At 48.8% G+C, this 22,268-nt stretch carries 14 protein-coding genes; 7 read left to right on the top strand and 7 right to left on the bottom strand.

The genetic code is table 11. The features are described 5' to 3' along the window. Positions 1 to 184: 184 nt before the first annotated feature. Positions 185 to 2,278: a TonB-dependent siderophore receptor gene (locus tag CFF01_RS04070; RefSeq protein ID WP_088903959.1), complete on the top strand. Its 2,094-nt coding sequence runs from the start codon at positions 185 to 187 to the stop codon at positions 2,276 to 2,278. A 392-nt stretch (positions 2,279 to 2,670) separates the two neighbouring features. Then, positions 2,671 to 7,593, top strand: a complete 4,923-nt coding sequence (locus CFF01_RS19355) for a S8 family serine peptidase (protein WP_088903960.1) — start codon at positions 2,671 to 2,673, stop codon at positions 7,591 to 7,593. 389 nt (positions 7,594 to 7,982) lie between these two features. Here the strand turns inward: CFF01_RS19355 and CFF01_RS04080 are convergent, their stop codons facing one another. From CFF01_RS04080 to CFF01_RS04095, 4 genes are all read right to left on the bottom strand, one after another. Beyond that, positions 7,983 to 8,417, bottom strand: a complete 435-nt coding sequence (locus tag CFF01_RS04080) for a dCMP deaminase family protein (RefSeq protein ID WP_033539694.1) — start codon at positions 8,415 to 8,417, stop codon at positions 7,983 to 7,985. A 252-nt stretch (positions 8,418 to 8,669) separates the two neighbouring features. After that, positions 8,670 to 9,680 (bottom strand): substrate-binding domain-containing protein, encoded by a 1,011-nt coding sequence (locus CFF01_RS04085; RefSeq protein ID WP_088903961.1) that lies wholly within the window; start codon positions 9,678 to 9,680, stop codon positions 8,670 to 8,672. A 195-nt stretch (positions 9,681 to 9,875) separates the two neighbouring features. Next, the gene (locus CFF01_RS04090) at positions 9,876 to 11,942 is read right to left on the bottom strand and encodes a methyl-accepting chemotaxis protein (protein ID WP_088903962.1); all 2,067 of its coding nucleotides are present in this window, start codon (positions 11,940 to 11,942) and stop codon (positions 9,876 to 9,878) included. A 331-nt stretch (positions 11,943 to 12,273) separates the two neighbouring features. Beyond that, positions 12,274 to 12,522, bottom strand: coding sequence for a DUF3297 family protein (locus CFF01_RS04095; protein WP_033539691.1), 249 nt, complete (start codon positions 12,520 to 12,522; stop codon positions 12,274 to 12,276). 166 nt (positions 12,523 to 12,688) lie between these two features. On the opposite strand from CFF01_RS04095, the gene CFF01_RS04100 reads away from it, so the two are divergent. Then, complete coding sequence (locus tag CFF01_RS04100) at positions 12,689 to 13,075, top strand: ribosome recycling factor family protein (protein ID WP_088905870.1); 387 nt, start codon at positions 12,689 to 12,691, stop codon at positions 13,073 to 13,075. 79 nt (positions 13,076 to 13,154) lie between these two features. Here the strand turns inward: CFF01_RS04100 and CFF01_RS04105 are convergent, their stop codons facing one another. Then, complete coding sequence (locus tag CFF01_RS04105; RefSeq protein WP_088903963.1) at positions 13,155 to 14,096, bottom strand: hypothetical protein; 942 nt, start codon at positions 14,094 to 14,096, stop codon at positions 13,155 to 13,157. Further along, positions 14,089 to 15,807 carry a hypothetical protein gene (locus CFF01_RS04110; RefSeq protein ID WP_088903964.1) on the bottom strand — a complete coding sequence of 573 codons (1,719 nt, stop codon included), beginning with the start codon at positions 15,805 to 15,807 and terminating at the stop codon, positions 14,089 to 14,091. The genes CFF01_RS04105 and CFF01_RS04110 overlap by 8 nt, the downstream gene beginning before the upstream one ends. Before the next feature lie 339 nt (positions 15,808 to 16,146). Here CFF01_RS04110 and CFF01_RS04115 point away from each other — a divergent pair, with 339 nt between their 5' ends. Then, positions 16,147 to 16,716 carry an SOS response-associated peptidase gene (locus CFF01_RS04115; RefSeq protein ID WP_088903965.1) on the top strand — a complete coding sequence of 190 codons (570 nt, stop codon included), beginning with the start codon at positions 16,147 to 16,149 and terminating at the stop codon, positions 16,714 to 16,716. Here CFF01_RS04115 and CFF01_RS04120 read toward each other — a convergent pair. Further along, positions 16,713 to 17,606 (bottom strand): substrate-binding periplasmic protein, encoded by an 894-nt coding sequence (locus CFF01_RS04120; protein ID WP_232479500.1) that lies wholly within the window; start codon positions 17,604 to 17,606, stop codon positions 16,713 to 16,715. The genes CFF01_RS04115 and CFF01_RS04120 overlap by 4 nt on opposite strands. A 194-nt stretch (positions 17,607 to 17,800) precedes the next feature. Between CFF01_RS04120 and CFF01_RS04125 the strand changes: the two genes are divergently transcribed. The 3 genes from CFF01_RS04125 to CFF01_RS04135 all read left to right on the top strand — a co-directional run bounded on the left by CFF01_RS04125 (position 17,801) and on the right by CFF01_RS04135 (position 22,268). Continuing rightward, positions 17,801 to 18,058 (top strand): hypothetical protein, encoded by a 258-nt coding sequence (locus CFF01_RS04125; RefSeq protein WP_033539686.1) that lies wholly within the window; start codon positions 17,801 to 17,803, stop codon positions 18,056 to 18,058. A gap of 252 nt (positions 18,059 to 18,310) precedes the next feature. Then, positions 18,311 to 19,897, top strand: a complete 1,587-nt coding sequence (locus CFF01_RS04130) for a sensor domain-containing diguanylate cyclase (protein WP_232479501.1) — start codon at positions 18,311 to 18,313, stop codon at positions 19,895 to 19,897. Positions 19,898 to 20,081: 184 nt separating this feature from the next. Beyond that, the gene (locus CFF01_RS04135; RefSeq protein WP_088903967.1) at positions 20,082 to 22,268 is read left to right on the top strand and encodes an OsmC domain/YcaO domain-containing protein; all 2,187 of its coding nucleotides are present in this window, start codon (positions 20,082 to 20,084) and stop codon (positions 22,266 to 22,268) included.

Below are 22,268 nucleotides of genomic sequence, written 5' to 3' on the forward strand. Positions count from 1 at the left end.
CCATCATCCATTACCATGATCAAATACTATAGATTTTGAGTGGCAAGCTATAGAAGTTTGATCTAGGTTAAATATTATCGATATTGATTATCATTTGCATTTCGGTTTTTGTGTTTTGATTGTACAATGACGCCCATAACAAGATTTACAGGTCTTAGGTATTCTTTCTTAGGGGTTTACAATTATGGTCGTCATACGTCCAACAACACTTGGTCAGGCAATCCGCAATGCGCTTAGCTTAACGTTATTGCCTATCTCATTTGCTTTTGTCTCTCACGCTGTCGCCGAAGAAATACCATCAGAGACCGAGTCGATGGAAACCATCATTGTTACCGCCTCGGCGTTAAAGCAGTCAGCGCCTATGACGGAAACCGCGCAATCGGTAGATATTATCGATGGCGACGAGATTAAGATGCGTGATGTACAGAAACTAGATGAAACTTTCCGCTACAGTGCCGGTTACACTTCACCTTATGGTGCCGATAACGATGCCGAGTGGATGTATATTCGTGGTTATGAGCCAAGTGTATTACTCGATGGAAACCGTCTGTACAAAGAGGGGTTCTTTGCCTGGACGGTAGAACCTTATGGTCTGGAGCGTGTTGAGCTGATTAAAGGGGCATCGTCGGTACTGTATGGCGATTCTATGCCGGGGGGGTTGGTGAACGCGGTGCAGAAAAAGCCTACCGATAAGCCAGAGGGTAATGTCACGGTTTCTGGTGGTAACAAAGACTTTTTAGGCTTGGCGGCTGATTTCTCCGGTTGGGCTAATGAAGATGGCTCACAGCGCTATCGTTTAGTGATGATGGCGGATCAGAAAGAGGGCGAGTTGGATGGCACTGAGTACGACCGTATTTATATCGCGCCAAGCTACACTATTGATTTTTCTGAGGATACTTCGCTGATACTTCTGAGCAGTTTCCTCAAAGATGATGGCGTACCGCAAAACGGCTTCTTCCCTATGTATGGTACGCGTTATGAGCTGCCAAACGGTGAAACTATCGACCCTAGCACAAACTATGGTGAGCCGGGTGATGACCAGTTTGATAAGACTCAGTTCTCTGTGGGTTATCAGCTAAGCCACTACATCAATAACACTTGGACGTTCAAGCAAAATGCTAATTATGCCCATACAGACCTGTATCTGCGTAGCACATCGGCTTATGGTTCGCCTTGGGATCCAAGTGCCGATCATTACACGCTGAACCGTTATACCCTGATTAATGATGGTACCGTAGACAGCTTTACTTTAGATAACAATGCTACTGCTGAGTGGGATACCGACTCGTTTGAAAATCGCTTCTTAGTGGGGGCGGATATTCAGCATCATGTTAACGAATTTGCTGGTAACGGTAGTGGCGCCTGGGTAGGCGTGGTCGATGCGCTTAATCCAACCTATGGCAATGTGCCTCAGCTTGAACTGTATGACAATGAGATCACTAAGCAGCAGATTGGTGTTTACTCTCAGTTTCATACTAGATGGAACAACTGGCTTGCAAATGTCGGCGCGCGTTATGACTGGTTTGAAGTCGAAAACAAAGGCCAGTATGAAGACGCGATCGATGATGGTCAGCTTTCATGGAACTCAAGCCTGATGTATCAGGCGGATAACGGCATGTCACCCTATGTGAGTTACTCAGAATCTTTCTATGTGATGAGCAGTCTAGATTATGTGACTAACAAGTTGTACAAGCCGGTTGAAAGCAGTCAGTACGAAGTGGGTATGAAGTATGAGCCAGAATGGATGAATGGTTACATCAATCTGGCTTGGTTCGACCTTGAGCAGAAAAATGCCACTTCAACGACCAAGGATGAAAACGATATCATCACCAGTACACAAACCGATAAGGTGAGCACTCAAGGCGTTGAACTAGAGACGAAAGTCCAGGCAACTGATAACCTAATGTTCACCGCCAATTACACCTATTTAGATGCGCGTACTGGTAAAGATGAGGTCCGTAAATCTATGGTGCCACAGCATATGGCCAGTGCCTGGGTACATTATGATCTGGGTGACTTGGGCATTGAGGGATTAACTATTGGCGCAGGTGTAAGATACACAGGCACTTCGGTGGATAATGCTTATTTTATCAATGATAAAGTACCGGCCTATACCCTATGGGATGCAATGGCAAGCTATGCCTTTACCGATAAGTTGAACCTTCAGGTAAACGTCAATAACATTTCTGATAAAGAGTACTTAGCCGGTTGTGATTACGGCATCTGTTATTACGGTGAATCACGTCGTGTTACGGCGAGCTTAAGTTATAACTGGTAAACCCACTTAACAAAGCTCAAAGCGAACCAATGTGGTTCGCTTTTTTTTTTGGTTAATTATCTGACTGCAGCACAGATGATATTGCTGATAGTTCGCTCCGATGTTTTAGGAGGTTGTAATTGAAAGCGGGAAGAGGGATAGAAAATAGAACTACTTTGTTAATTAAAAGTGTCTGATTAAAGTGTTTCAAGACGATTAAATGAAATATTAAGTTGTTCTAACGAGTGTTGTATCGTTGCTATTTCGCTATAAGTTATTGTTTTTACTGTAGCATTTTGTAGCAAATGCCTCTCTGTTAATTGACGGCTGACGCTTCCGAGGTGATCATTCTTGTTGTTTAAAAATTGTTACCAAAAGGTAGCGGTTTATCGAGAGTACATTAAGGATAGAAAATGCTTAAACTCAATAAAGTCGCAACTATGGTTGCTGCAGCCTTATATGTAGGCAGTGGAGTAGCCGCAGCAGATGCGATCAATGCAGGAGTCGACAGTGCACAGTGGACGACAGCACCTGCAGATTATGCTCCACAACCGGTTCAACCTGACGAATATACTTGGGATAATCAGGTTAACAAGACCATTAGAAAACAGCGTTCAGTATTCACTCCTGAAGATGAAGTTACTGGTGTTAACAAGTACATTATCCAGTTAAGCGACGCGCCTATTTCTACCTATAACGGTAGTGTGAGTGGTTTAGCGTCAACGCAGCAAACGGTTTCTAAGGCACGCATGTCTAAGGCGCCGCTGAACCTGAACCAGCCCCAAATTCAGGCTTATAGCAGCTACCTTGCACAAAAACGTGCCAACGTAGTTTCTCAGGCACAGGCAATGCAAGGCCTGAATATTCAAGTGGGCCGTGAGTTTTCGGTTGCCTTGAATGGTTTTGTGGCTGAGCTGACCCAAGAGCAAGCCGCTAAACTGGCTAAGGTGCCTGGTGTTAAGCGTATTACTCGTGAAAAAATCTATGAGCTACAAACCTTCAGCACGCCTGAGCAAACCGGTGCCACCAGTGTATGGACCGGTAGCGCACTAAACAGCTCAAACAAAGGTGAGGGCATGGTTGTCGGTATTATCGATACCGGTATAAACACAGATCACCCTTCATTTGCCGCTGTAGGTGGTGATGGCTATCAGCATACTAACCCATTAGGGACAGGCTTTTTAGGTGACTGTGCCGAGTCTCCTGAATACTGTAACGATAAGCTTATCGGGGTGTATTCTTACCCTGAAATTACTCAGGCTTATAGTGATCCGGTATTTAGCGAAAGTCGTCCTGCCATTGGTGAAGACTATAACAATCACGGCTCTCACGTAGCGGGTACCGTTGCGGGTAACGTACTGACTGATGTCGCGCATGTTATCTCTGAGAACACCAAAGATGGTAAAGGGATTGAAACTGGTTTGGTGCTACCACAGATTTCGGGTATGGCACCGCACGCTAACATCATCGCTTATCAGGTATGTTGGCCTGGTGGTTCGGGTGACCCATATGCAGGCTGTCCAACCTCTGCGATCCTTGCAGCGGTTGAGCAATCAGCTATCGATAATGTGGATGTGATCAACGCATCACTGGGTGGACTTGAAGAAGATCCTTGGCTGGAGCCAATCGAGCAAGCTTTCTATAACGCAGCCGCTTCAGGTGTTTTTGTTGCAGTGGCGGCGGGTAACTCAGGTCCTTACTTGAAATCGGCGGATCACTCATCACCTTGGGTGACTACAGTTGCGGCGCATACAGCCGATCAAATCGTGACCTTTACCGACAATGGTGTTGAGCAGATGTCAGGTGGTGACACTACACCTCCTAGCGATATCGTTGGTGCAACAAAATCTTTTGAGTCGGCTTCAGGGATGATTGTCGATGCGACCAATTTTGCTAACCCTAATGAGAGTTATGCTCCAAACATTAAGAACTGCGACAGCCCATTCCCTGCAGGTACGTTCGACCTTGCTGACAATCCAGATACGGCAGATATCGATGAAAGTCAGCAGGATGTTATTGTTATCTGTAGCCGTAGCTCTAAGCCGTTAATTTATAAGGCGGATAACGTTAAGGCGGGTGGTGCTGAAGGTGTGGTGATCACCAACCTTTATTCGTTCCAAGATAGCAATATTCCAGGTATTCCTTATTCAATACCGGGTACTTTGATCCCATCGACTGACGGTAAAGCACTACGCACTTGGGTCAATTCCGGTGCTGGTCACATGGGTACGCTAACGGCGAGTGCCGGTGAGATATCGGATGTAGATAAAGAGCGTGTGGCTAACTTCTCAGGTCGTGGTCCTTCATACTTCGGTATCGATACGCTATTTGTTGATATCGCGGCTCCTGGTGTTGATATCTTCGCAGCGGCATCTGACGATCAACCTTTCACCAGTAACCCATATTCTGGTGAGTGGGCGACACTATCTGGCACTTCTATGGCGAGTCCTCACGTTGCGGGCGCTGCAGCGCTTCTACGTCAATCTCATCCTTATTGGACACCGATGGAAGTTCAGTCGGCGTTGATGATGACTGCTTCAAAAACCTTAACCAATGCAGGATTCCTAGATAACTATGGCGATTACGGTGAGATCTCTGGCTTACATGATGCGGGCGCGGGTCGTATGCATGTTGAGTTGGCAGATAAAGTCGGTCTAGTGCTTGATGAGTCCATCGAAAACATGGGTGAAGCTAACCCTAGTCTAGGTGGTAATCCTAAGAACCTGAACACCGCTTACATGGTGGATAACGACTGTCCTCATGAGTGTTCATTTGTACGTACTTTTACGGCAACTCAAGATGCTAGCTGGACGGTTGATACAGAAACTTGGATTGGTAACTTTGATATTTCAGTACAGCCAACAAGCTTTAGTCTGAAAAAAGGTGAAACTCAATCTTTGGTGATCACCGCTAAGACGCAGCAAAATGTCTCGGCTGCTATTTATGAAGATTTAACGGGTAATCAAGGTCAAATCCGACTCATCCCAGATATCCCTAATTCGCCTGTACTTGAGCTGCCAGTTTGGACATACAACGGTGATTCAGGTCTGCCTGAGTACCTGAAGATCAATGCTCACCGCACCTCATCGACCTTGAACGTTGGACCGTTCAATACCGCTGAGATCACCGATTTTACCGCACGCAGTTTCGGTATGGTCAAAGGTACAGATCAAACTGTGCATCTGTATACCGATAAAACCGGTGGTGATCCGTTCGATCTACTCGATGGTGAAGAGGGTGAGGCTCAATATAACCCGAACCATGTTGAGTGGACCCAAGTTCCTGAGGGGACTAAGATGCTGGCCGGTAGTGTGGTTGGTGATGAGTTCGAACGTGTGTTGGTATTCATGGGGCAAGATACCGATGGTGATGGTCTGCCATCAATGGATGAAACCCTATGTATGTCGACAACCTACAGCATTGCTAACTTCTGTACTATTACCGATCCGCAAGCTGGTCGTTACTTTACTGTCTATATGAACCTAGCCACCATCTCTTATGGTGAAGAGGATCTGGGCCGTGATATCACTATCTCAACTGCTTTGGTGACTGAAGATAACGCTAATTTAACCGTGAGCGGACCTTCACAGATCTCTGGTTATTCAGAGTATCAGCTTGAGATGGCTTATAACCTGCCAGAGATGCAAGTAGGCGATACTTACTTCGGTGGTTTTGATATCGGTAGCAATGCCAATGATGCGGGTAACTTAGGTTTTGTTCCCGTGATCATCAATCAGATCGATCAGGACGTTAACTTCAGCGTTAACAAACAAAATGCTAAGCCTGGTGATGTACTTGAATTCGAAGTGAGCGTAATTGCTAACAACGAAGACAGTGCCCGTGACTTTGCGCTGAACGCCAACTTCCCTGAAGGTATTCAGATCATTCCTGACTCAGTTATTGCATCTCATGCAACGCCTGGTGAGCCCGTACTAGAAGCTAACCGCCTGTCTTTGGAAGGTGTTCAGGAAACCACTAAAGATGTCGTGCGTAATTATACGATCACCAATAACCAAAATGATCCTATGTGTTCGTTGACTGCGGCTCACTCGCCAACGCCGGGTTACCTTGAGTTAAAAGAAGGCCTAGGTTGGAGAACCTTAGAAGGCGTCGAAGGTGATTATCGTAATTACTTCGAGTATAAGCTAAGTGATCTGATGAATACTTCTGCGGATATTAGCTTCCCGTTCTTCAACAAATACCATGTTGATACAGTTAGATTGAGTCCTGCGGGTCTGATCAGCTTTAACTCGGCGCGTCGTATTCCGTCGTTCCACGTTGAGTTCCCCGAGGCGCATAACATGGTGCCTGAGTATGTTATCGCACCATATTGGGTGGGTGATAACACCATTCCTGCTCGTTTCGATGGCGGTTATGGTAAGTATCATCTGAACGCCGGTATCACACCAACTTATACCTCTTCTCGTGAGTGGTTAGTGCTTGAGTGGGATAACGTTGAGCGTAGCAGAACCCCAGGTCAGCTGGTGGACTTTGAGATGTTCCTACGTATGGGCATCGATTATGAGGCAGGTGAGTATGAGATGCTGTTTGCCTACGACAACCTGCAGATGGTTGACGATCAAGGTACGATCGGCTTCAAAGCCGCCGATGGCCGCATCATTGTCGACGGTGATATGCCTATCGATCTGAACCTAGGTGATTCTGTTGCTTACAATAACCTAGGCGATGTGATCAGCGATAAGTATGTGGTTTGTATGGATTATACCGGTCCTGAGCAGTCACAGTTCAACATTAAGTTTAATGCTTATGTGTCTGAAAAAGCAGCTGGTACCACGCAAACCCTTGTGGTTGAAAACCATCTGGTTGGTTCAGATGTTGAACAGCTTGAGCTACAAGTTGACGTAACAGCCAACATTGTTGTTGCTGAAATCGCCAACATCTTCATCGAAGAGAACCAAGAAGTGAGCTTTGAAGTTTACTACTCTGATGAAAATCAGGTGAGTAACATCATCGAAGTAACTGGTGACAACTTCTCTGCTGAGATTGACGGTAACAATTCTGGTAGTAAGGTTACTCTGACACCGACGGAACACTTTAACGGTGAGACTGAGGTGACTGTGACTGTGCGCGATTCGGTTAACTCTGGTGATGCCACCTCAACCAGCTTCAAGCTGATTGTTGGTTCTGATGGTATTGAGCTAGGTTGTACTGACTCAAGTGCTGTTAACTACGATGCTAACGCTAATACCGATGACGGTAGCTGTGAGTATGGCGTCGAAGTAGGTGCCGATGATAAGGACAGCTCAGGTGGTTCTTTAGGCTGGCTAGCGCTGATTCTGCTTCCCGTTGCATGGTGCAGAAGAAAACTAGCTTAACGTCAGAGATGCAGCGTTCAGACTAGTCTTTGGCGGTTAAGATTAACACGCTAAATGGATAATAATAGCGAGCCCTCGGGCTCGCTTTTTATTGGCATTCTGAAACCATCTCCTATGGCGGTATTTTGCTCATAAGTCATGCTCTTATAGACAATGCGAATTGGTCGCCTTGAAGGAGAGCGGTGAGATAATGATGGCCAAAGCTCGATAGGAATTAAGTGGCACGAGGTTTCGGTTGGGTATCTGCGCCAGAAGCATTTTGAAAGTGAGAGAAACGGTGGCGGATGCTGGTAGGTATTCAGGGAATACTTTGGGAGAGGTTAAAGAGTGAGAAAGGGCAGAGTTAGCTCATTAATGTCTAGCTCTGCCCCAAAGCTGCTTTGGCTAGCTTATCCCACCTGCATCCAATCGACCTCGACGCCTGCCTGCTCGAACATATCTTCGCTGACCTTTATCTTATCGCCCCAGCGGGAGAGGAAGTCATCGCTGGGTTGTGGGCTGTGTACTACCTTTAGCCCTGTTTGAATGATCTTGGCGGCGCAGTTGGGGCAAGGAAAGTGGGTTACCCAGATCTCGCAGCTGCTGAGATCCCGCTTGGCGTAGAGAATGGCGTTCTCTTCGGCGTGCAGTGTCTTGAGCAGTTTCATCTCACGGTTGTCTGTCTCGGCACTGTCTGAGATCCCGTGTGGGTAGCCGTTGAATCCCAGTGAGACAATGCGGTTGTTTTCAGTGATCACGGCGCCTACTTGGGTGGAGGGATCTTTACTCCATGAGGCTACCAGTTCGGCCATTTGCAAAAAACGTATCGCCCATTTGCTCATCATCTACTTAGCGTCCCTATTCTATATGGCTGAATATATTGGCTTAACCAGAAACCATTTTCTGTGGTGAACAATGATAAATCAAGCGGCGCGCAACACAAAGCAAAGTCTGGTGGAATGAGTATTTTCGATGATCTTATTCGTCGTTCAAGTTTGCGGGGCAGTGGACGGTCAGCATCTAATCAGGGGAGCAGGTAACGACTCTTTATGAGCTTTCCCCCTGACTGATGTTAGTGGCGGCTTATTGCTGTGGCCTCATTCGCTACTGGCTTTGGTGCAGGTATCGGCGTTTTGTGGCGTGCAAAGTTTGATGGGGGTGTAGACAACCTGCTCAAAGGCTTGGTCACTGACGATTTTATGCAGAGTAAAGATGGCCTGCCTGCCCATCTCATAGGGGCTTTGGCCAATATTGGTATGAGCTAGATGGTCTTGTAACATCGAAATCTGTGGCGGGGCCGCATCAGAGATAATCACGACAACTTCTTTATTATCTAGCTTCTCCTTATAGGGCGTTATCATCTTTCGATAGAGGGTTTCATCATGTTGTGGCCAGCCACCCACGGCGATAAAGGAGTCGGCCTTGATGGGTTTGCCTTTCATGACAGACTCCATCTGTTTCACCGCCTGACTAAGCTGATCGAAGTTGGAAAAGGGCTCTCTAATCTCGGTCCAACCGTTGTCGTTATGCAGCCGCTCGCCAGGTGGATTTAAATAGGTCTTGCCTGATAGTGCGCTGCGAACGCCCATGATCCTGAGATTCAGATTCGGCGAGTCAGGGCGGCCGGTTTGGATAATTAGAGAACCGCCATTGGGTCTGAGTTTTTTAAGTTGCTCGCCCAGTGCGACGCCAAAGGCAAAGTTATCTGTCCCTATATAGGCGCGGCGCAAGTCTTGGTGTTCGGCTAAGGTTGGGCCGTCGAAATCTGAGTCGTAGGTGATCACCGGAATGCCTGCGGCTTTGGCTTTTCTGAGGCTATTTTCGGCGAGAAATTTAGACTGGGTGATGGCAACGGCGATACCGTCAATTCCTTGTTCGATCAGATCTTCTATCACTTTATCTTGCAGGCGCACGCTGGAGATCTCAGGCCCCAGATAGATGCACTCGACGCCTGTCAGTTGGCTGGCGGCATCTTGACAGCCCAGACCACTCTGATCGAAGAAAGATCCATAAAACTTGGGCACCACAGCAAATTTAAGGTCTTTGGCGCTAACAGGTGAGATGACCAATAAGGTCAATGAGATGAATGCTATTAGTAACCGATTCACGTTAGCCCCTCAAATGAATGAAACTAGGAGTTAAAGAGGTTTTTTACACTTTGATAACTTAATTTAGCAGAGCATTAGGTGTAAAGATATGCGTCACGTCAATGATTTTACCGAGTAAGGTTTCAAGTCGCCTGGTGGCGACAGTGAGGCAGGGCGCCTTTTACAAGGCGCTTGACTGACTAGGCTAATAATGGACTAGGCTAACTTAAATTTGCTCACCATGGCGCTGAGTTGTTGATTGGCGCTCGATAGGCTTTGAGTGCTTTCGAGGGTATATTGGCCATTTTGCAGTAGAGCCTGTGCCATCGCCTCTATGGTATGCATGTTTTGGCTTATCTCGGCGGTTACCACACTTTGTTCTTCAGAGGCGCTAGCGATCTGCCTGCCCAAGTCGTTTATTTCGGCGATAGAGCGGGTGACCTCGCCTAGGTTTGAGGTGACCCGGGCGGTATTTTGCGTGACCTTATGGCAGCTATTCTTGGTTTCGAGCATCACCTGCTCGGCGGTGTCGGCATCATGCCTTAAGGTTGAGAGTATCTGCTCTATCTGTGTGGTGCAGGATTGAGTGCGCGAGGCGAGCGAGCGCACCTCGTCAGCCACCACGGCAAAGCCCCGTCCCTGTTCGCCAGCCCGTGCCGCTTCGATGGCGGCGTTTAGCGCGAGCAGATTGGTTTGGTCGGCGATCTCCTTAATCACGCCCAACACAGAGATGATCTGGTTGGTATTGTCGCTCATGGTATGAATACTCTGGGTGGCTGAGTTCATCTCCTCTACCAGGGCTTGCACACTGCCAGCGGCATCGGTCACTGTGATCCTTGAGGTCTTGGCTTCTTCATTGGCCTGCTGGGTGCTGGTCGCCATGTTAACGGCACTCTGAGCCACCGCATTTGCCGAGGCGTTCATCTGACTGATGGCAGTGACCACCAGTTCGGTTTCGCTTCTATGATTGGTCAGCGCCTGACGATTATTTTCCGAGTGGCTGTCGAGCTGGCTGATCTCTTGGGTGATCTTTTGTGAGGCGCTTGAGATCTCCAGCATCATGGCTTGCAGATAGCCGATAAAGTTATTGATTGAATGGCCTATCGCCGCCAGCTCATCCTTGCTGGTGATGGCGAGGCGAGAGGTGAGATCGGCATCGCCTGTTGACAGGGTATCGATACGGTTTTTCAGCATCACCATATCGGCAATGATCTTATTGAGCAGAAATACGCAGAAGGCCAGGGCGACGATAATGAGCACGCTGGCAATGGCGATGCTGCGGTAGATCTTGCTGTTAAATATCGCCTTGGTACTGTCGGTGAGTCCCTGCTCGATGGCGCTGATGTTGGATTCATAGGTGCCAGTGCCTATTACCCAGCCCCATTCTGGCAGGATCTGTCTCACGTAGGCTATCTGAGCTTGCCGGGTTTGAGTGACTGGGTCTAATACGGGGAGGGTGACGAAGGCGTCGGCTTGATGGCCCAAAGCCTGCTTTACCTTGGTGGCGTTTGGTGTGATTTGACCTATCAGGGCTTGCTGGGAGTGGGCCAAAATTTTGCCGTTGCGATCTTGTACCCAGAAGTGGCCGTCTTCACCGAACTTGGCCGCCAATACGGTTTGCAGTGCGCTGTTGAGTTTATCTTGCCTCAAGGTACTGATGTATTCGCCGGTGGCGATCACCAGATTAAGCGGCTCAAAGTAGAAGGAGGCTGACAGCTTCTCTTCCACTTCACCCGTTGAAGGATTGGAGAAGAAGTAGCTGGTAAAGCCTATAGGGTTGGCCTTTGCCGCCGCGACTATGTCACGTGCGTAGTAGTTACCCTTTTCATCCAGGGCATCTCGGCTGCTACCCATAGACACACCGCCCATGCCTGAAGCTTCATTTGCCAGGGTATCGGCGTCGTAGGCAAACAGGTAGCGACCATTGCCCCAGCGATATTCATTGAGAAAGGTGTATATCAGCATGGCGGCATCGTCGGTGAGATTATTCTCATACATGCGATTGATGGCATCGCGAAATATCTTTATCTCTTCACCCAGCGCTTGCTTGATGTTTTCTTCTCGGGACTGTTGATAAAAGTCGTTGACGGATCGGCTGAGGGTGTCGACTTGGCCTATGAGGTTCTGTTTGACGAGGGCTTCAACTTCATGGCTGACGTTGAGCTCTTCTTGCTTGAGCACCTCTTGCGCGATGATAAAGGTATTGATGATAAACAGGCCCGAAACCGCGACAAGTAAAGCACCTACTAATATGATTAGTTTAGCTTTTATTGTTATGTTCATAGACACCAGCCTAAGACTAATTTGCCTAGATATAAGAAAAATCTAATGAATATTAGGCGGCAAAATTAACCTAAAGGCAATCTGACGATCACAGAAGCGTGATGTGGGTGCAGCTTGTTGGTTACAAATGAGAGTTGACTAGCAATTATGGCGAATAGGTGAGCTATATAGTATAGAAGAATAATCTAAGATACTGATATAAATTAGTTATTTGGCGTGCGCCAACAATCTTAATAAGGGGTAAAGAAACCTGGGGGCTTTTTTAGGGGCTGTAAGGATAAAAAAGGAAGCCTGAGCTTCCTTTTTGCAACACTGTAGAGCATTCGACAATTTACTTGTAGAAGGCTTCGACTGTGCCTTTGACTGTCATCAGCAGCGGCTGACCATGACGGTCTAGCGCCTTAGGACTCGGGATTTTTACCCAACCTTCACTGATGCAATATTCTTCAACGTTAAAACGCTCTTTGCCGTTTACGAGAATGCCGATGTCATTTTCGAAGATCTCGGCCACGTGGTGAGGGCTGCGAGGATTGACGGATAGACGATCTGGCAGTGCCGGTAGTGATTTAGTGTCAGTCATAGTAGTTATCTTTAGTGAATAATTCGTGCGCTATTGTAGGCAATAGTGGTTGTGGGCTCAAGATGTATAGAGCTACTGAGCTTTAAGGTTGAGTTTTTATCTGTGGGCTGGAAAAATGGCCTACCTATTTACCAGTCCGGCCTCATTACCTAAGGATACCGCCGCAATGAATGAAGCGATCGCCATTGCATTACCCTCGCTGATTCATCGGATTGGCCGAGAAGCGGTGACTCAGGCACAAACCCTGGCTGGCGATTTTGCATGTAGCCTCAAGCGGGTGAGGCGCTCCCGCAACTGGCTGCTAACGGGAGGGGCCGTGGATGTGCAATCTTTCACTCTGGCCCTTAAGCAGCACCAGGGTGAGGCGGCGCGTTATCTTATTACTAAGCTTGAGGCTGGATTGGCACTACACGCCGATAAGTTGGAGCCGTTGGAAGTGAAGCTAGTACGTCTGATCCGCGAGACTCCGGGTATCACCCTGGGCGAGCTGGTGGAGCAGACTCAATGTACCCTCATTCAGGCGCGTCAGGCCAGGTTCGATGCCGACAGTTAAACCAAGTTTTTAATTTAAAAACAAGGGGGATAGCCTATTTGGCTATCCCCCTTGTGGTTATGGGTCAGAATAAAAGGTGCTAGGCGCTCAGTCTGCGCCAGGCGCTGCCCATCAAGGTGAAGATAAAGGTAAACAGTTTGTAGGTGAGCCAGCAGAAAAAGATAAAGCCGCCGATCATCAGCACCCAGACGATCACCTCTACTGTGGTTGAAGGTTCCTTCTTAGCCTTGCCAGATTCAGCGCCTTGTTCGCCAGTAGATTTAACTGCCTGTTCGCTTGTGGCCTCTTGTTCTGGCTCAGCGGCTTTTGCACTCGGCTTCACGCTCGGCTTGTTGGTAGCGGCGTTGTCGGTATCGGCTGTGACCGACTTGCCATTGATTGGCTGTAGGATGATCCCAAATTGGTTCTGGTTGTGATCTAGCCTCACCCTAAGGCTGCGGGTCTTATAGCCTTTGTCACTGATCTCAAGCTCGTAGTTGCCGGGGGAGAGGGGCATGCCAAACTCATATTTAGGCCCTATGTTCATCACCCTGACTTTGGCGGTTGCCGGCTGGGTGACAACCTCCAGCGGGAAGGTCTTGCGTCCCTTCTCCCAGAAGGTGAGGGTGACTAAGTTGCGGCGCTTGGCCTGCATGTATACCTTGCGTGAGATGGCCTGTTTCTTCTTGTCCTTGGGACTGGCCTTGAGCCAATAGGTGCCGGGCGCTAGATAAGCTTGGCGGCTGATCTCAATACCTGCGCCATTGGCGCTTTTTGACAGCGTCGCCTTGTCGAGATCTGAGTTGCGGCCCAGATCCAGCAGGCCGGCATTCTTGTCGGCGCTCACCAGTTGATATTGGTTACTCTCCACCTGAGCGATCAGGTGTGACAATCCGGGCAGCTGGGCCAGTTCACCGGCGAAGGCCTCGAAAATGCCGTCTTCTATCTTGTCTTTGAGCTTCTGTTTTAGATCGGCGTGGGCAACCTCGGGAGCGAGGAGCAGTAGCAATGCCGCAAAGCAAGGTAACATCCATTTATTCATCTGAACCTCCGATGATCTGTAGCAGTCCTGCGGCCAGCTCTGGGGCAGCGTCACCCAAGAGATCGATAATCATCAATACGGTATCGGTATCGCCGTGGTTGACGATATAGTCGCGAATGACCGCATCGACCATCTCCTTGTTTTGTCGGTAAAGTTCTTCGCCACTGCTCTTAATCAGCTCGTCCAGCGCCTCACCTCTTAGGGCGTCTTCAAGCTTTTCGGCTAGCTGGTTCGACGCCTCCGTCTGGCGCTTTACCTCAAACGCAGTCTGGTTGTTCAGTTCGATCATATGACCGTTAATCTGCGCCTCGCTCATTCCCATCATCTGGGCGAACAGGGAACTGATGTTAGAGAGGGCGACCACATCGAAGATATGCTTCTCGATCTCCGTCTTTTCCGGCATCTTTTGTTGGGTGGGGCGGCTAATGTTACAGACGTTGGAGTCTGGGAAACATTTATATTCTCCCTTGGCGACCTCTTGCTCGTCTATTACGAGTCGCCATTCGAACACCAGTCCAAATACGAGCCAGAGCATGTTACCACCGGGATATTGGGTATCGCCCATGGTGATCGTTTTGTGTTTCAGCTCTCCGGTCCAGACGCCGGATGCACGCTTACCCTGCTGGGCGTTGAGCGACTGCATGTAACTGAACTCCAGGCGGGCATTAGGTTGTTTAAGGCCTATGTCACTGTGGGGCGTAAACTGTACCAGTTCATCGCCAAGGAAACGCTTCTTGCCCTGGTTTAGCACGCTGGCGAGCTGTTTCTCCAGCAGCCTGCTGGCGACGTGGGGCTCAGGGTAGGTGAAGCGCAGATGCTCTGGGGTCTTGAGCAGTTGAGCTTCAAAGGCATCGGGCTCTGCCTTCTGCTCGGCGCGCGCCTTGCGATTAGCATAATAGCGCTGCATGAAGAGCTGAGGATCTAAGCCACTCCAGCCGGAGACGAGCATATTAATATCGTCAATCTCGGCGGCAGACTTACGGCAGGGCATATGTGCGGCCTTGATGCTGATCTGGGAGTGACCCGATTGAATCACCTTATGCAGCATGTCGAGGAACTCGGCGTTGAGCCCTCGCTCGGCCCAACCCTTGCGGTACATCTCTAGCTTCAGGCGTCCGCGCTGATCGATAGATTGCATGGCGATATCCGCCTTCTTGATCATGCTGGTGCAGTGGGCTCGCCTGAGTGGGTTGCTGCGCGCCCAGGTTAAGAAGTCACGATAACCCGCCTTAGTGTCAGTGCTGACAGCCTCCTGCCAGCGCTTATCGGTATGGCGATGACGAGAGAGGTAGGCGGTCAGCCAGATAAGCAGTAGCAGGGTGCCTAAGAACTGGCTGAACCCCTGAAAACGCGGCTCGTAGGGATATTGCTGGGTGAGGGAACGCTCGGTGGTCTTGCTCATGGGAAAACTGGTTTGATAGTCCAGTGACAGTAGCACAGGCTTGGCCAATACCTTGATGGGCAGTAGGCGATTCTCTTCCCAGGCGAAGACGGTTTGCACCTTGTTTTTATAGGTAAATATCTTGTCTGTGTATATTTGATATTTCGCCGAGCCGAAGGCGACCACCACAAACCAGGCGACGGCGCCGAGCATCAGGTAGCGGGCTAATCGTCTAAGCTTAAGTCGCCAAATTGAGTCAGGTTTAGATTTGCTGAGTTTGCGAATAAACATCCATGCCACAAAACAGCCAAGAATGATCAGTTTTATCATTATCTCTTCCGTGTCCAGCTGAGGTGCTACGGCGCGAGTAGGACTGAGTGATTGACTCGGCGGCGCCATGAGCTAGGGTTACATTTGTTAAAACTATACCTGCAGCTGTAACTAAAATAAACCTGACGCTTGGCGTAAGTGTGTGATTAATCACAGTTAACCTATCTGTAATGATTGTTACCCTGATGATGGGGCAGTCAGTATTGGGCAGAGTGAACGGTTAGCCAGGCACTGGTGTATATCTTACTTATCGCTATCTCGCTCTCTGCTTGCTTTAGCGTTTGCGCGGCAGCTGAATATGTTAGATTGACGAGTCCTCATGGTTAGGAGGCAAGATGAATGTGTGGTCGACTCAATGTGATTAGCGATCCCTTGTGTGACTGGGTGTCGGGTCAGCTGGGGATCAAGTTCTATTGCGAGAGCAACAGTGACCTAAGGCCAAGCCAGAAGGTGGCGACGATTGCATATCAAGATCAAGGGTTACAGCAGGTTGATGCCAGTTGGGGGATCAAACCTGATTGGGCCAAACGCCTCTTGATCAATGCTCAGGCTGAGACAGTAAGGCAGAAGCGCACCTTTGCCCAGGCGTTTGCCAGCCATAGGGTGTTGGTGCCCTGTAGCGGTTGGTATGAGTGGCAGCAGGCGGGCGGAACCAAACAGAAATACCTTTTTAAAGGTCGTGATGAACAGCCGCTATTGATGGCGGGTATTCTCTATCCTCAGTTTGATGGTAGCCATGCTCTGGTAACCCTGACCACTAAGCCGATTGCCAGCTGCGCCCCATATCATCATCGTATGCCGCTACTTGTTGAGCCTCAGGCGCTGGGGTATTGGTTTGATACAAGTGGCGATATGCTCGAGGCTTTGCTGCACTCGCCAGAGATCCCGCTTCAGGTCACGCCCTGCTAGCGACTGTAATTGCTGTCGCTTGAGCCACTTGAGTTAAGCGCACCATCAGGTTGTTTGCTGGGATGTAGTTCGCCTGTTGGCTTGGGGGGCATTTCATGGGTCTGGGCAAGGGACACCTGCTGCCATTTCATGATGATCCTGGCTAATTCTCCCTGATGTGATAGATCTGAGATGCTCTGATTAATCGCATTTAACAGCGTTCGGTTATTGACCTTTTTGCTAAACATGAAATGAATTTGATTACTGTCGACCAATAGGTTGAGGGGCGAAAGTACCACTCCTTCAGCGTGCTGGGCCATATAGGGCAGGGCGATGGCATCGCCGATAAGAATGTCACCGCGTTCATAGCTCAGCATTTGAATCGACTGGTGGCTGTTGGGGCTGAGTACCAATAGCCCTTGGCGTGAAAGCTCCTCTTTAGAGCGCAAATAGTCGAGGCCATACCAACCATAGGTGGGCACCAGCAACTTTAATCGCTGAGTGAAAATGTCTTGCCATTTGTCGACGTTAATCTGTGTTGCTCTATCCGCTTTAACGAATAGCCTGACTTCTTCTGTTCGATAACTATCAGAAAAGTAAGCATAAGCTGTTCTGTCTTCTGTAAAACTTGCCCCCATTATCAGGTCTAAGGTACCTGCTTGCAGCATCTGGTGTGCCCGTTTGGCTGGCATCTTGATAAAGGTGAGTTGGCAGCCTAAGTGATTGGCGACCAATGTGAGCATATCGACATCGAGACCAACGGCTTTACCCGAGGTGTCGGTCCAAGAGTAGGGAGCCCATTCGTTGAAGCCGACTTTTATCGTCTCTGGGCAGGGTGTGTCTGTTTGTTGCCCGATAGCTAGTGCGGGCATAAGCAAAAATGTGATGAGTAAGAGTATTTTTTTGTTCAAACTACCGCCTGTTGATACGTTTAACCCTAATACTGTGAACTCATAAGTCACGAGCTTTTTATTAATCCTAGCCGTGTCTACACCTCTACGCCAGCCTGTTATACTTTTGTATGGTGTGAGTGGGGAGCTTGGTCACTAGTGGCTGAACTGTTGGCTATATTTAGGTGGGTTCAATTATCTCGATGAGAGGGATTATGACGCAAAAGCAAGCACAGACTCCAACGATAGAAGATAAGCTTATTTTGCTGTTAAAAACCTCTATTGTTCTAGGCTTATGCCTAATCGCATTAGGGATCTACCTGCACAACTTCAGTGACACCATGGAAGCTATGGGGGTGACTGGCATTATTATCAGTGCCGTCTGTGTCGCCTTTGGTATGGTGTTATCTTTACCCACCAAGATGTATCTCACTTTTTTGCTGGTTAAACGTGAATCCGAGAAGCAGCAATAAAGGCTTAATAGCGAGAGTGTTCTGCTTCTGAGCTTTTATTAGGTTAAATTAACCATGCAATGCTGCACAGGCCCAAATAAAACTGTGATCTGAAACTGAAGTCATCTAAGGTAATTCATTGGTTTGTATCTATCCTTAGCTAAACTTGAGGCTAAGAGTCAGTTGCTGGTTTCAGGCTAAAGCTTTGACCATTAGCATGTATGATAAAGCCGAAAAATGGTTCCGTTACTGCGGATGCCGAGTTAAATCTGGATGAGTAAAAAACCTGTCGCTGTTATGGATAAATATGATCCCCAGAGCATGAATCTGACCTACACCAAATATAAAAAGAGCTTGCTCTATTCCCTGCTGCTCCTGCTGTTTCTCGTTGCAGTGCTGGCTATCGTTTATCTGATGTCTAGCAGTAATATCGCCCGTGAGCGAGGCAAGCGTCAGTATGCCGAGCTTGGCAATATGCGGGCTAGCCTGACCGCTGAACTCACCATTGTCGGCACAGATCTGGCCTATTTTGCCCACAGCGATCTGGCGATTTCTACCCTGGAGCAGGAAGACTCCAATGCCAAAGCTTATTTGACCTCCTTGATGTTTCAGATCGGCAACCTTTATAAGCATTATGACCAGCTTCGTTTGCTAAATAGCATAGGTGATGAGGTGATTCGTATCGAGCAACGCAGGGATGGCGGTTTACAGCTAACCCCTGAGGCGGCGCTGCAAAATAAGGCGAATCGATATTATTTTAAGAAGGTACTCGAACTGAATCCCCAGAGGATCTATACCTCGCCCTTCGACCTTAATGTTGAGCATGGAGAGATCGAGCAGCCGATAAAACCCACCATACGCTTTGCTACACCCGTGCACTCCAAAGAGGGCAACTTTTTGGGCGCAGGGGTGATCAATTACAACGGCAAAGATCTCCTGCAAATTCTCGAAGCTCTGAATATACATAAGGGAGATAGCGTCTATCTGCTTAATGGGGAGGGTTTCTATCTGAAGGGCGACCAGGCCAACAAGGAGTGGCGTTTTATGTACCCCGAGATGGAGCAGTTACGTTTTGGCGATGAACACCCCAAAGTATGGCGTCAGATGCAAAATGCAGAATTGGGCAAGGTGACGACTGAGGAGGGTGAGTATTATTTTAGTCGTTTTGAATTGTCGCCCAATGAGATGTTTAATCTGGTGAATAAGGAAAGTATTTACTTGCTGATGTTTGTGCCCGATAGCAAGATTCAAGACGCACAGAAAAACCTCAACAACAGTGCGCTGTTTGCCTTCCTACTCGTGTCGCCCATGTTTATTTTCCTGGCTTATAAGCTGGCTGGTTCTCAGGTGGAGCAGCAGCGTTTATTCGCTCAGCTCACCTTCGATGCGCGCCATGATGCTCTAACTGGCCTGTATAACCGTAGCGCCATTTTAGAGTATTTAAGTAAGAGTATCAGTAACACCCGCCGGCGAAAGTCATCCTTGGCGGTGAGCTTTATCGACGTCAACGACCTTAAGAAGACCAATGATCTTTATGGGCATGAGGCGGGAGATATGCTGCTTAAGGGGGTGGCTAAGGTGATTAACATGTCGATCCGCGAGAGCGACTTTGCCGCGCGTATCGGCGGTGATGAGTTTTTGATTGTGTTTATCGACTGCGATGGCCCGGCAGCGAATGAGATCATGCAGCGGATCCAGGCGGCCTACAGTGTTGAGGGACAGAGTCAGGCGGGCAGGGAGTGGAACTTGAGCTTTGGCTGCACGCAATTGCTGCATGAGACAGATGATGTCGACAGCATTATTGAGCGAGCAGACAAGCTGATGTATGAACATAAGATGGGGCAAAAAGGTCAGCTCTAGCGCTAACATAAGGTCAAAGGTGCGGACTATGCCGCGTCGTCCTTGGCATTAATTCGGCTAATTGGCCTATTTAGGTAATTAACCCAAGACTAATGGGTCAAAAACACCGATAATTCACCTCAATTGTCTCTTGTTGAAATAAAGCCTGCTGCGTTAAGACGTGGTGGCGCAGTGGAAGTACCTAATGGAAATCAAAGTTAATTTTCTCGATAACCTCAGACTCGAAGCTAAGTTCGACGATTTTACCGTCACGGCCGATCAGCCCATTCGTTACAAGGGTGATGGCAGCGCGCCGAGTCCCTTCGATTACTTCCTGGCATCTTCAGCCCTGTGCGCGGCCTATTTCGTCAAGGTTTACTGTAAGGCCCGTGACATTCCCACGGATAATATTCGTCTGTCTCAAAATAATATCGTCGACCCAGAGGATCGCTATAACCAGATCTTCCAGATCCAGGTAGAGCTGCCCGACGATATCTCGGACAAAGATCGCGAAGGGATCTTGCGCTCTATCGATCGTTGCACGGTGAAGAAGGTGGTGCAGACTGGCCCAGAGTTTAAGATAGAGACGGTCGAAAACTTAGACGCCGATGCCAATGCCATGTTGATGGGCCAGCCCGATGGCGACACTAGTACCTATATCTTAGGTAAAGACCTGCCACTGGAGCAGACCATAGCCAATATGACCGGCCTGTTAGCCGATCTGGGGATGAAGATAGAGATCTCCTCTTGGCGTAACATAGTGCCTAACGTCTGGTCGCTGCATATTCGTGATGCAGCTTCGCCCATGTGTTTCACCAATGGTAAGGGGGCAACTAAAGAGAGCGCCCTGTGTTCGGCGCTGGGCGAGTTTATCGAGCGTCTGAACTGTAACTTCTTCTATAACGACCAGTTCTTCGGCCTGGATGTGGCAAACAGCGAGTTTGTCCATTATCCCAACGAGAAGTGGTTCGCCCTGACTGACGATGATTCACTGCCTGAAGGCATGCTGGATGACTACAGTCTGGCTATCTATAATCCAGATGGTGAGCTATGTGGCTCGCATCTTATCGATACCAACTCAGGCAATATCGAGCGCGGTATCTGCAGCATTCCTTACAAGCGCCGCTCAGATGGTGAGACGGTTTATTTCCCGTCGAATTTGATTGAGAACCTATTCCTCAGTAATGGCATGAGTGCGGGTAACAACCTGCAAGAGGCCGAGGTGCAGTGTCTGTCAGAGATCTTCGAGCGTGCCGTGAAGCGCCAGATCATCGAAGAGGAGATAGTGCTGCCCGACGTACCTATGGCTGTGCTGGAGAAGTACCCAAGCATACTAGCCGGTATCAAGGGACTGGAGGAGCAGGGCTTCCCCGTGGTGGTTAAAGACGCTTCTCTTGGCGGTCAGTTCCCCGTGATGTGTGTGACGCTGATGAACCCTAAAACGGGCGGCGTATTCGCCTCTTTTGGCGCACACCCTACTTTCGAAGTGGCGCTGGAACGCAGCCTGACAGAGCTATTGCAAGGCCGTAGCTTCGAGGGACTCAACGATGTGCCTAAGCCGACCTTTAATAGCATGGCGGTGAGCGAACCTGAAAACTTTGTTGAGCACTTTATCGACTCCACCGGGGTGATCTCCTGGCGCTTCTTCAGCAGCAAGTCTGACTTTGAGTTCTGCGAGTGGGACTTCTCAGGCACTAACGAAGAGGAAGCCAAGGGGCTGTTCGGTATCTTAGAGAGCCTGGGCAAAGAGGTCTATGTGGCCGAGTTTGAAGAGCTTGGCGCGTCTGCTTGTCGCATCCTGGTGCCTGACTACTCAGAGGTTTATCCGGTCGATGACCTCATTTGGGATAACACCAATAAGGCGCTGGATTACCGCGAAGATATCCTCAACCTGCATAGGCTGAGCGATGATGAACTGGCTGATCTGGTTAACCGCCTGGAAGAGAGCCAGCTGGATAACTATACCGATATCCGCACCATGATAGGCATAGTCTTCGATGAAAACACCGTTTGGGGACAGCTAACCATTATCGAGCTGAAGATCCTTATCTATCTGGCCTTGGGCGCCCATGAGGAAGCCCTGGAGCTGGTGGAAGACTTCCTGCAGTTTAACGATAACACGGTTGAGCGCGGTCTCTTCTATCAGGCGATGGCCGCGGTACTCGAGGTCACCTTAGATGAAGAGCTGGAGCTTGAGCACTTTATCCATAACTTTACCCGTATGTTTGGTGAAGAGGTGATGGCTCAGGTAGTGGGGTCGGTCAACGGCGAAGTGCGCTTCTCAGGCCTTACCGAGACCAGTATGGCGCTCGAAGGTATTGAGCCGCATCTGCGCCTTATCGAGAGTTACAAGAAGCTGCATCAGGCGCGTAAGGCGAAAGCAGGACTATAA

This window comes from Shewanella marisflavi, assembly GCF_002215585.1.
GTDB lineage: Bacteria > Pseudomonadota > Gammaproteobacteria > Enterobacterales > Shewanellaceae > Shewanella > Shewanella marisflavi.

What these genes read in the sequence shown, in the direction of transcription:
- CFF01_RS04090 (WP_088903962.1), bottom strand. Translation starts at nt 11,942, where the DNA reads ATGAACATAACAATAAAAGCTAAACTAATCATATTAGTAGGTGCTTTA.
- CFF01_RS04115 (WP_088903965.1), top strand. Translation starts at nt 16,147, where the DNA reads ATGTGTGGTCGACTCAATGTGATTAGCGATCCCTTGTGTGACTGGGTG.
- CFF01_RS04080 (WP_033539694.1), bottom strand. Translation starts at nt 8,417, where the DNA reads ATGATGAGCAAATGGGCGATACGTTTTTTGCAAATGGCCGAACTGGTA.
- CFF01_RS04070 (WP_088903959.1), top strand. Translation starts at nt 185, where the DNA reads ATGGTCGTCATACGTCCAACAACACTTGGTCAGGCAATCCGCAATGCG.
- CFF01_RS19355 (WP_088903960.1), top strand. Translation starts at nt 2,671, where the DNA reads ATGCTTAAACTCAATAAAGTCGCAACTATGGTTGCTGCAGCCTTATAT.
- CFF01_RS04095 (WP_033539691.1), bottom strand. Translation starts at nt 12,522, where the DNA reads ATGACTGACACTAAATCACTACCGGCACTGCCAGATCGTCTATCCGTC.
- CFF01_RS04105 (WP_088903963.1), bottom strand. Translation starts at nt 14,096, where the DNA reads ATGAATAAATGGATGTTACCTTGCTTTGCGGCATTGCTACTGCTCCTC.
- CFF01_RS04135 (WP_088903967.1), top strand. Translation starts at nt 20,082, where the DNA reads ATGGAAATCAAAGTTAATTTTCTCGATAACCTCAGACTCGAAGCTAAG.
- CFF01_RS04130 (WP_232479501.1), top strand. Translation starts at nt 18,311, where the DNA reads ATGAGTAAAAAACCTGTCGCTGTTATGGATAAATATGATCCCCAGAGC.
- CFF01_RS04100 (WP_088905870.1), top strand. Translation starts at nt 12,689, where the DNA reads ATGAATGAAGCGATCGCCATTGCATTACCCTCGCTGATTCATCGGATT.
- CFF01_RS04110 (WP_088903964.1), bottom strand. Translation starts at nt 15,807, where the DNA reads ATGATAAAACTGATCATTCTTGGCTGTTTTGTGGCATGGATGTTTATT.
- CFF01_RS04125 (WP_033539686.1), top strand. Translation starts at nt 17,801, where the DNA reads ATGACGCAAAAGCAAGCACAGACTCCAACGATAGAAGATAAGCTTATT.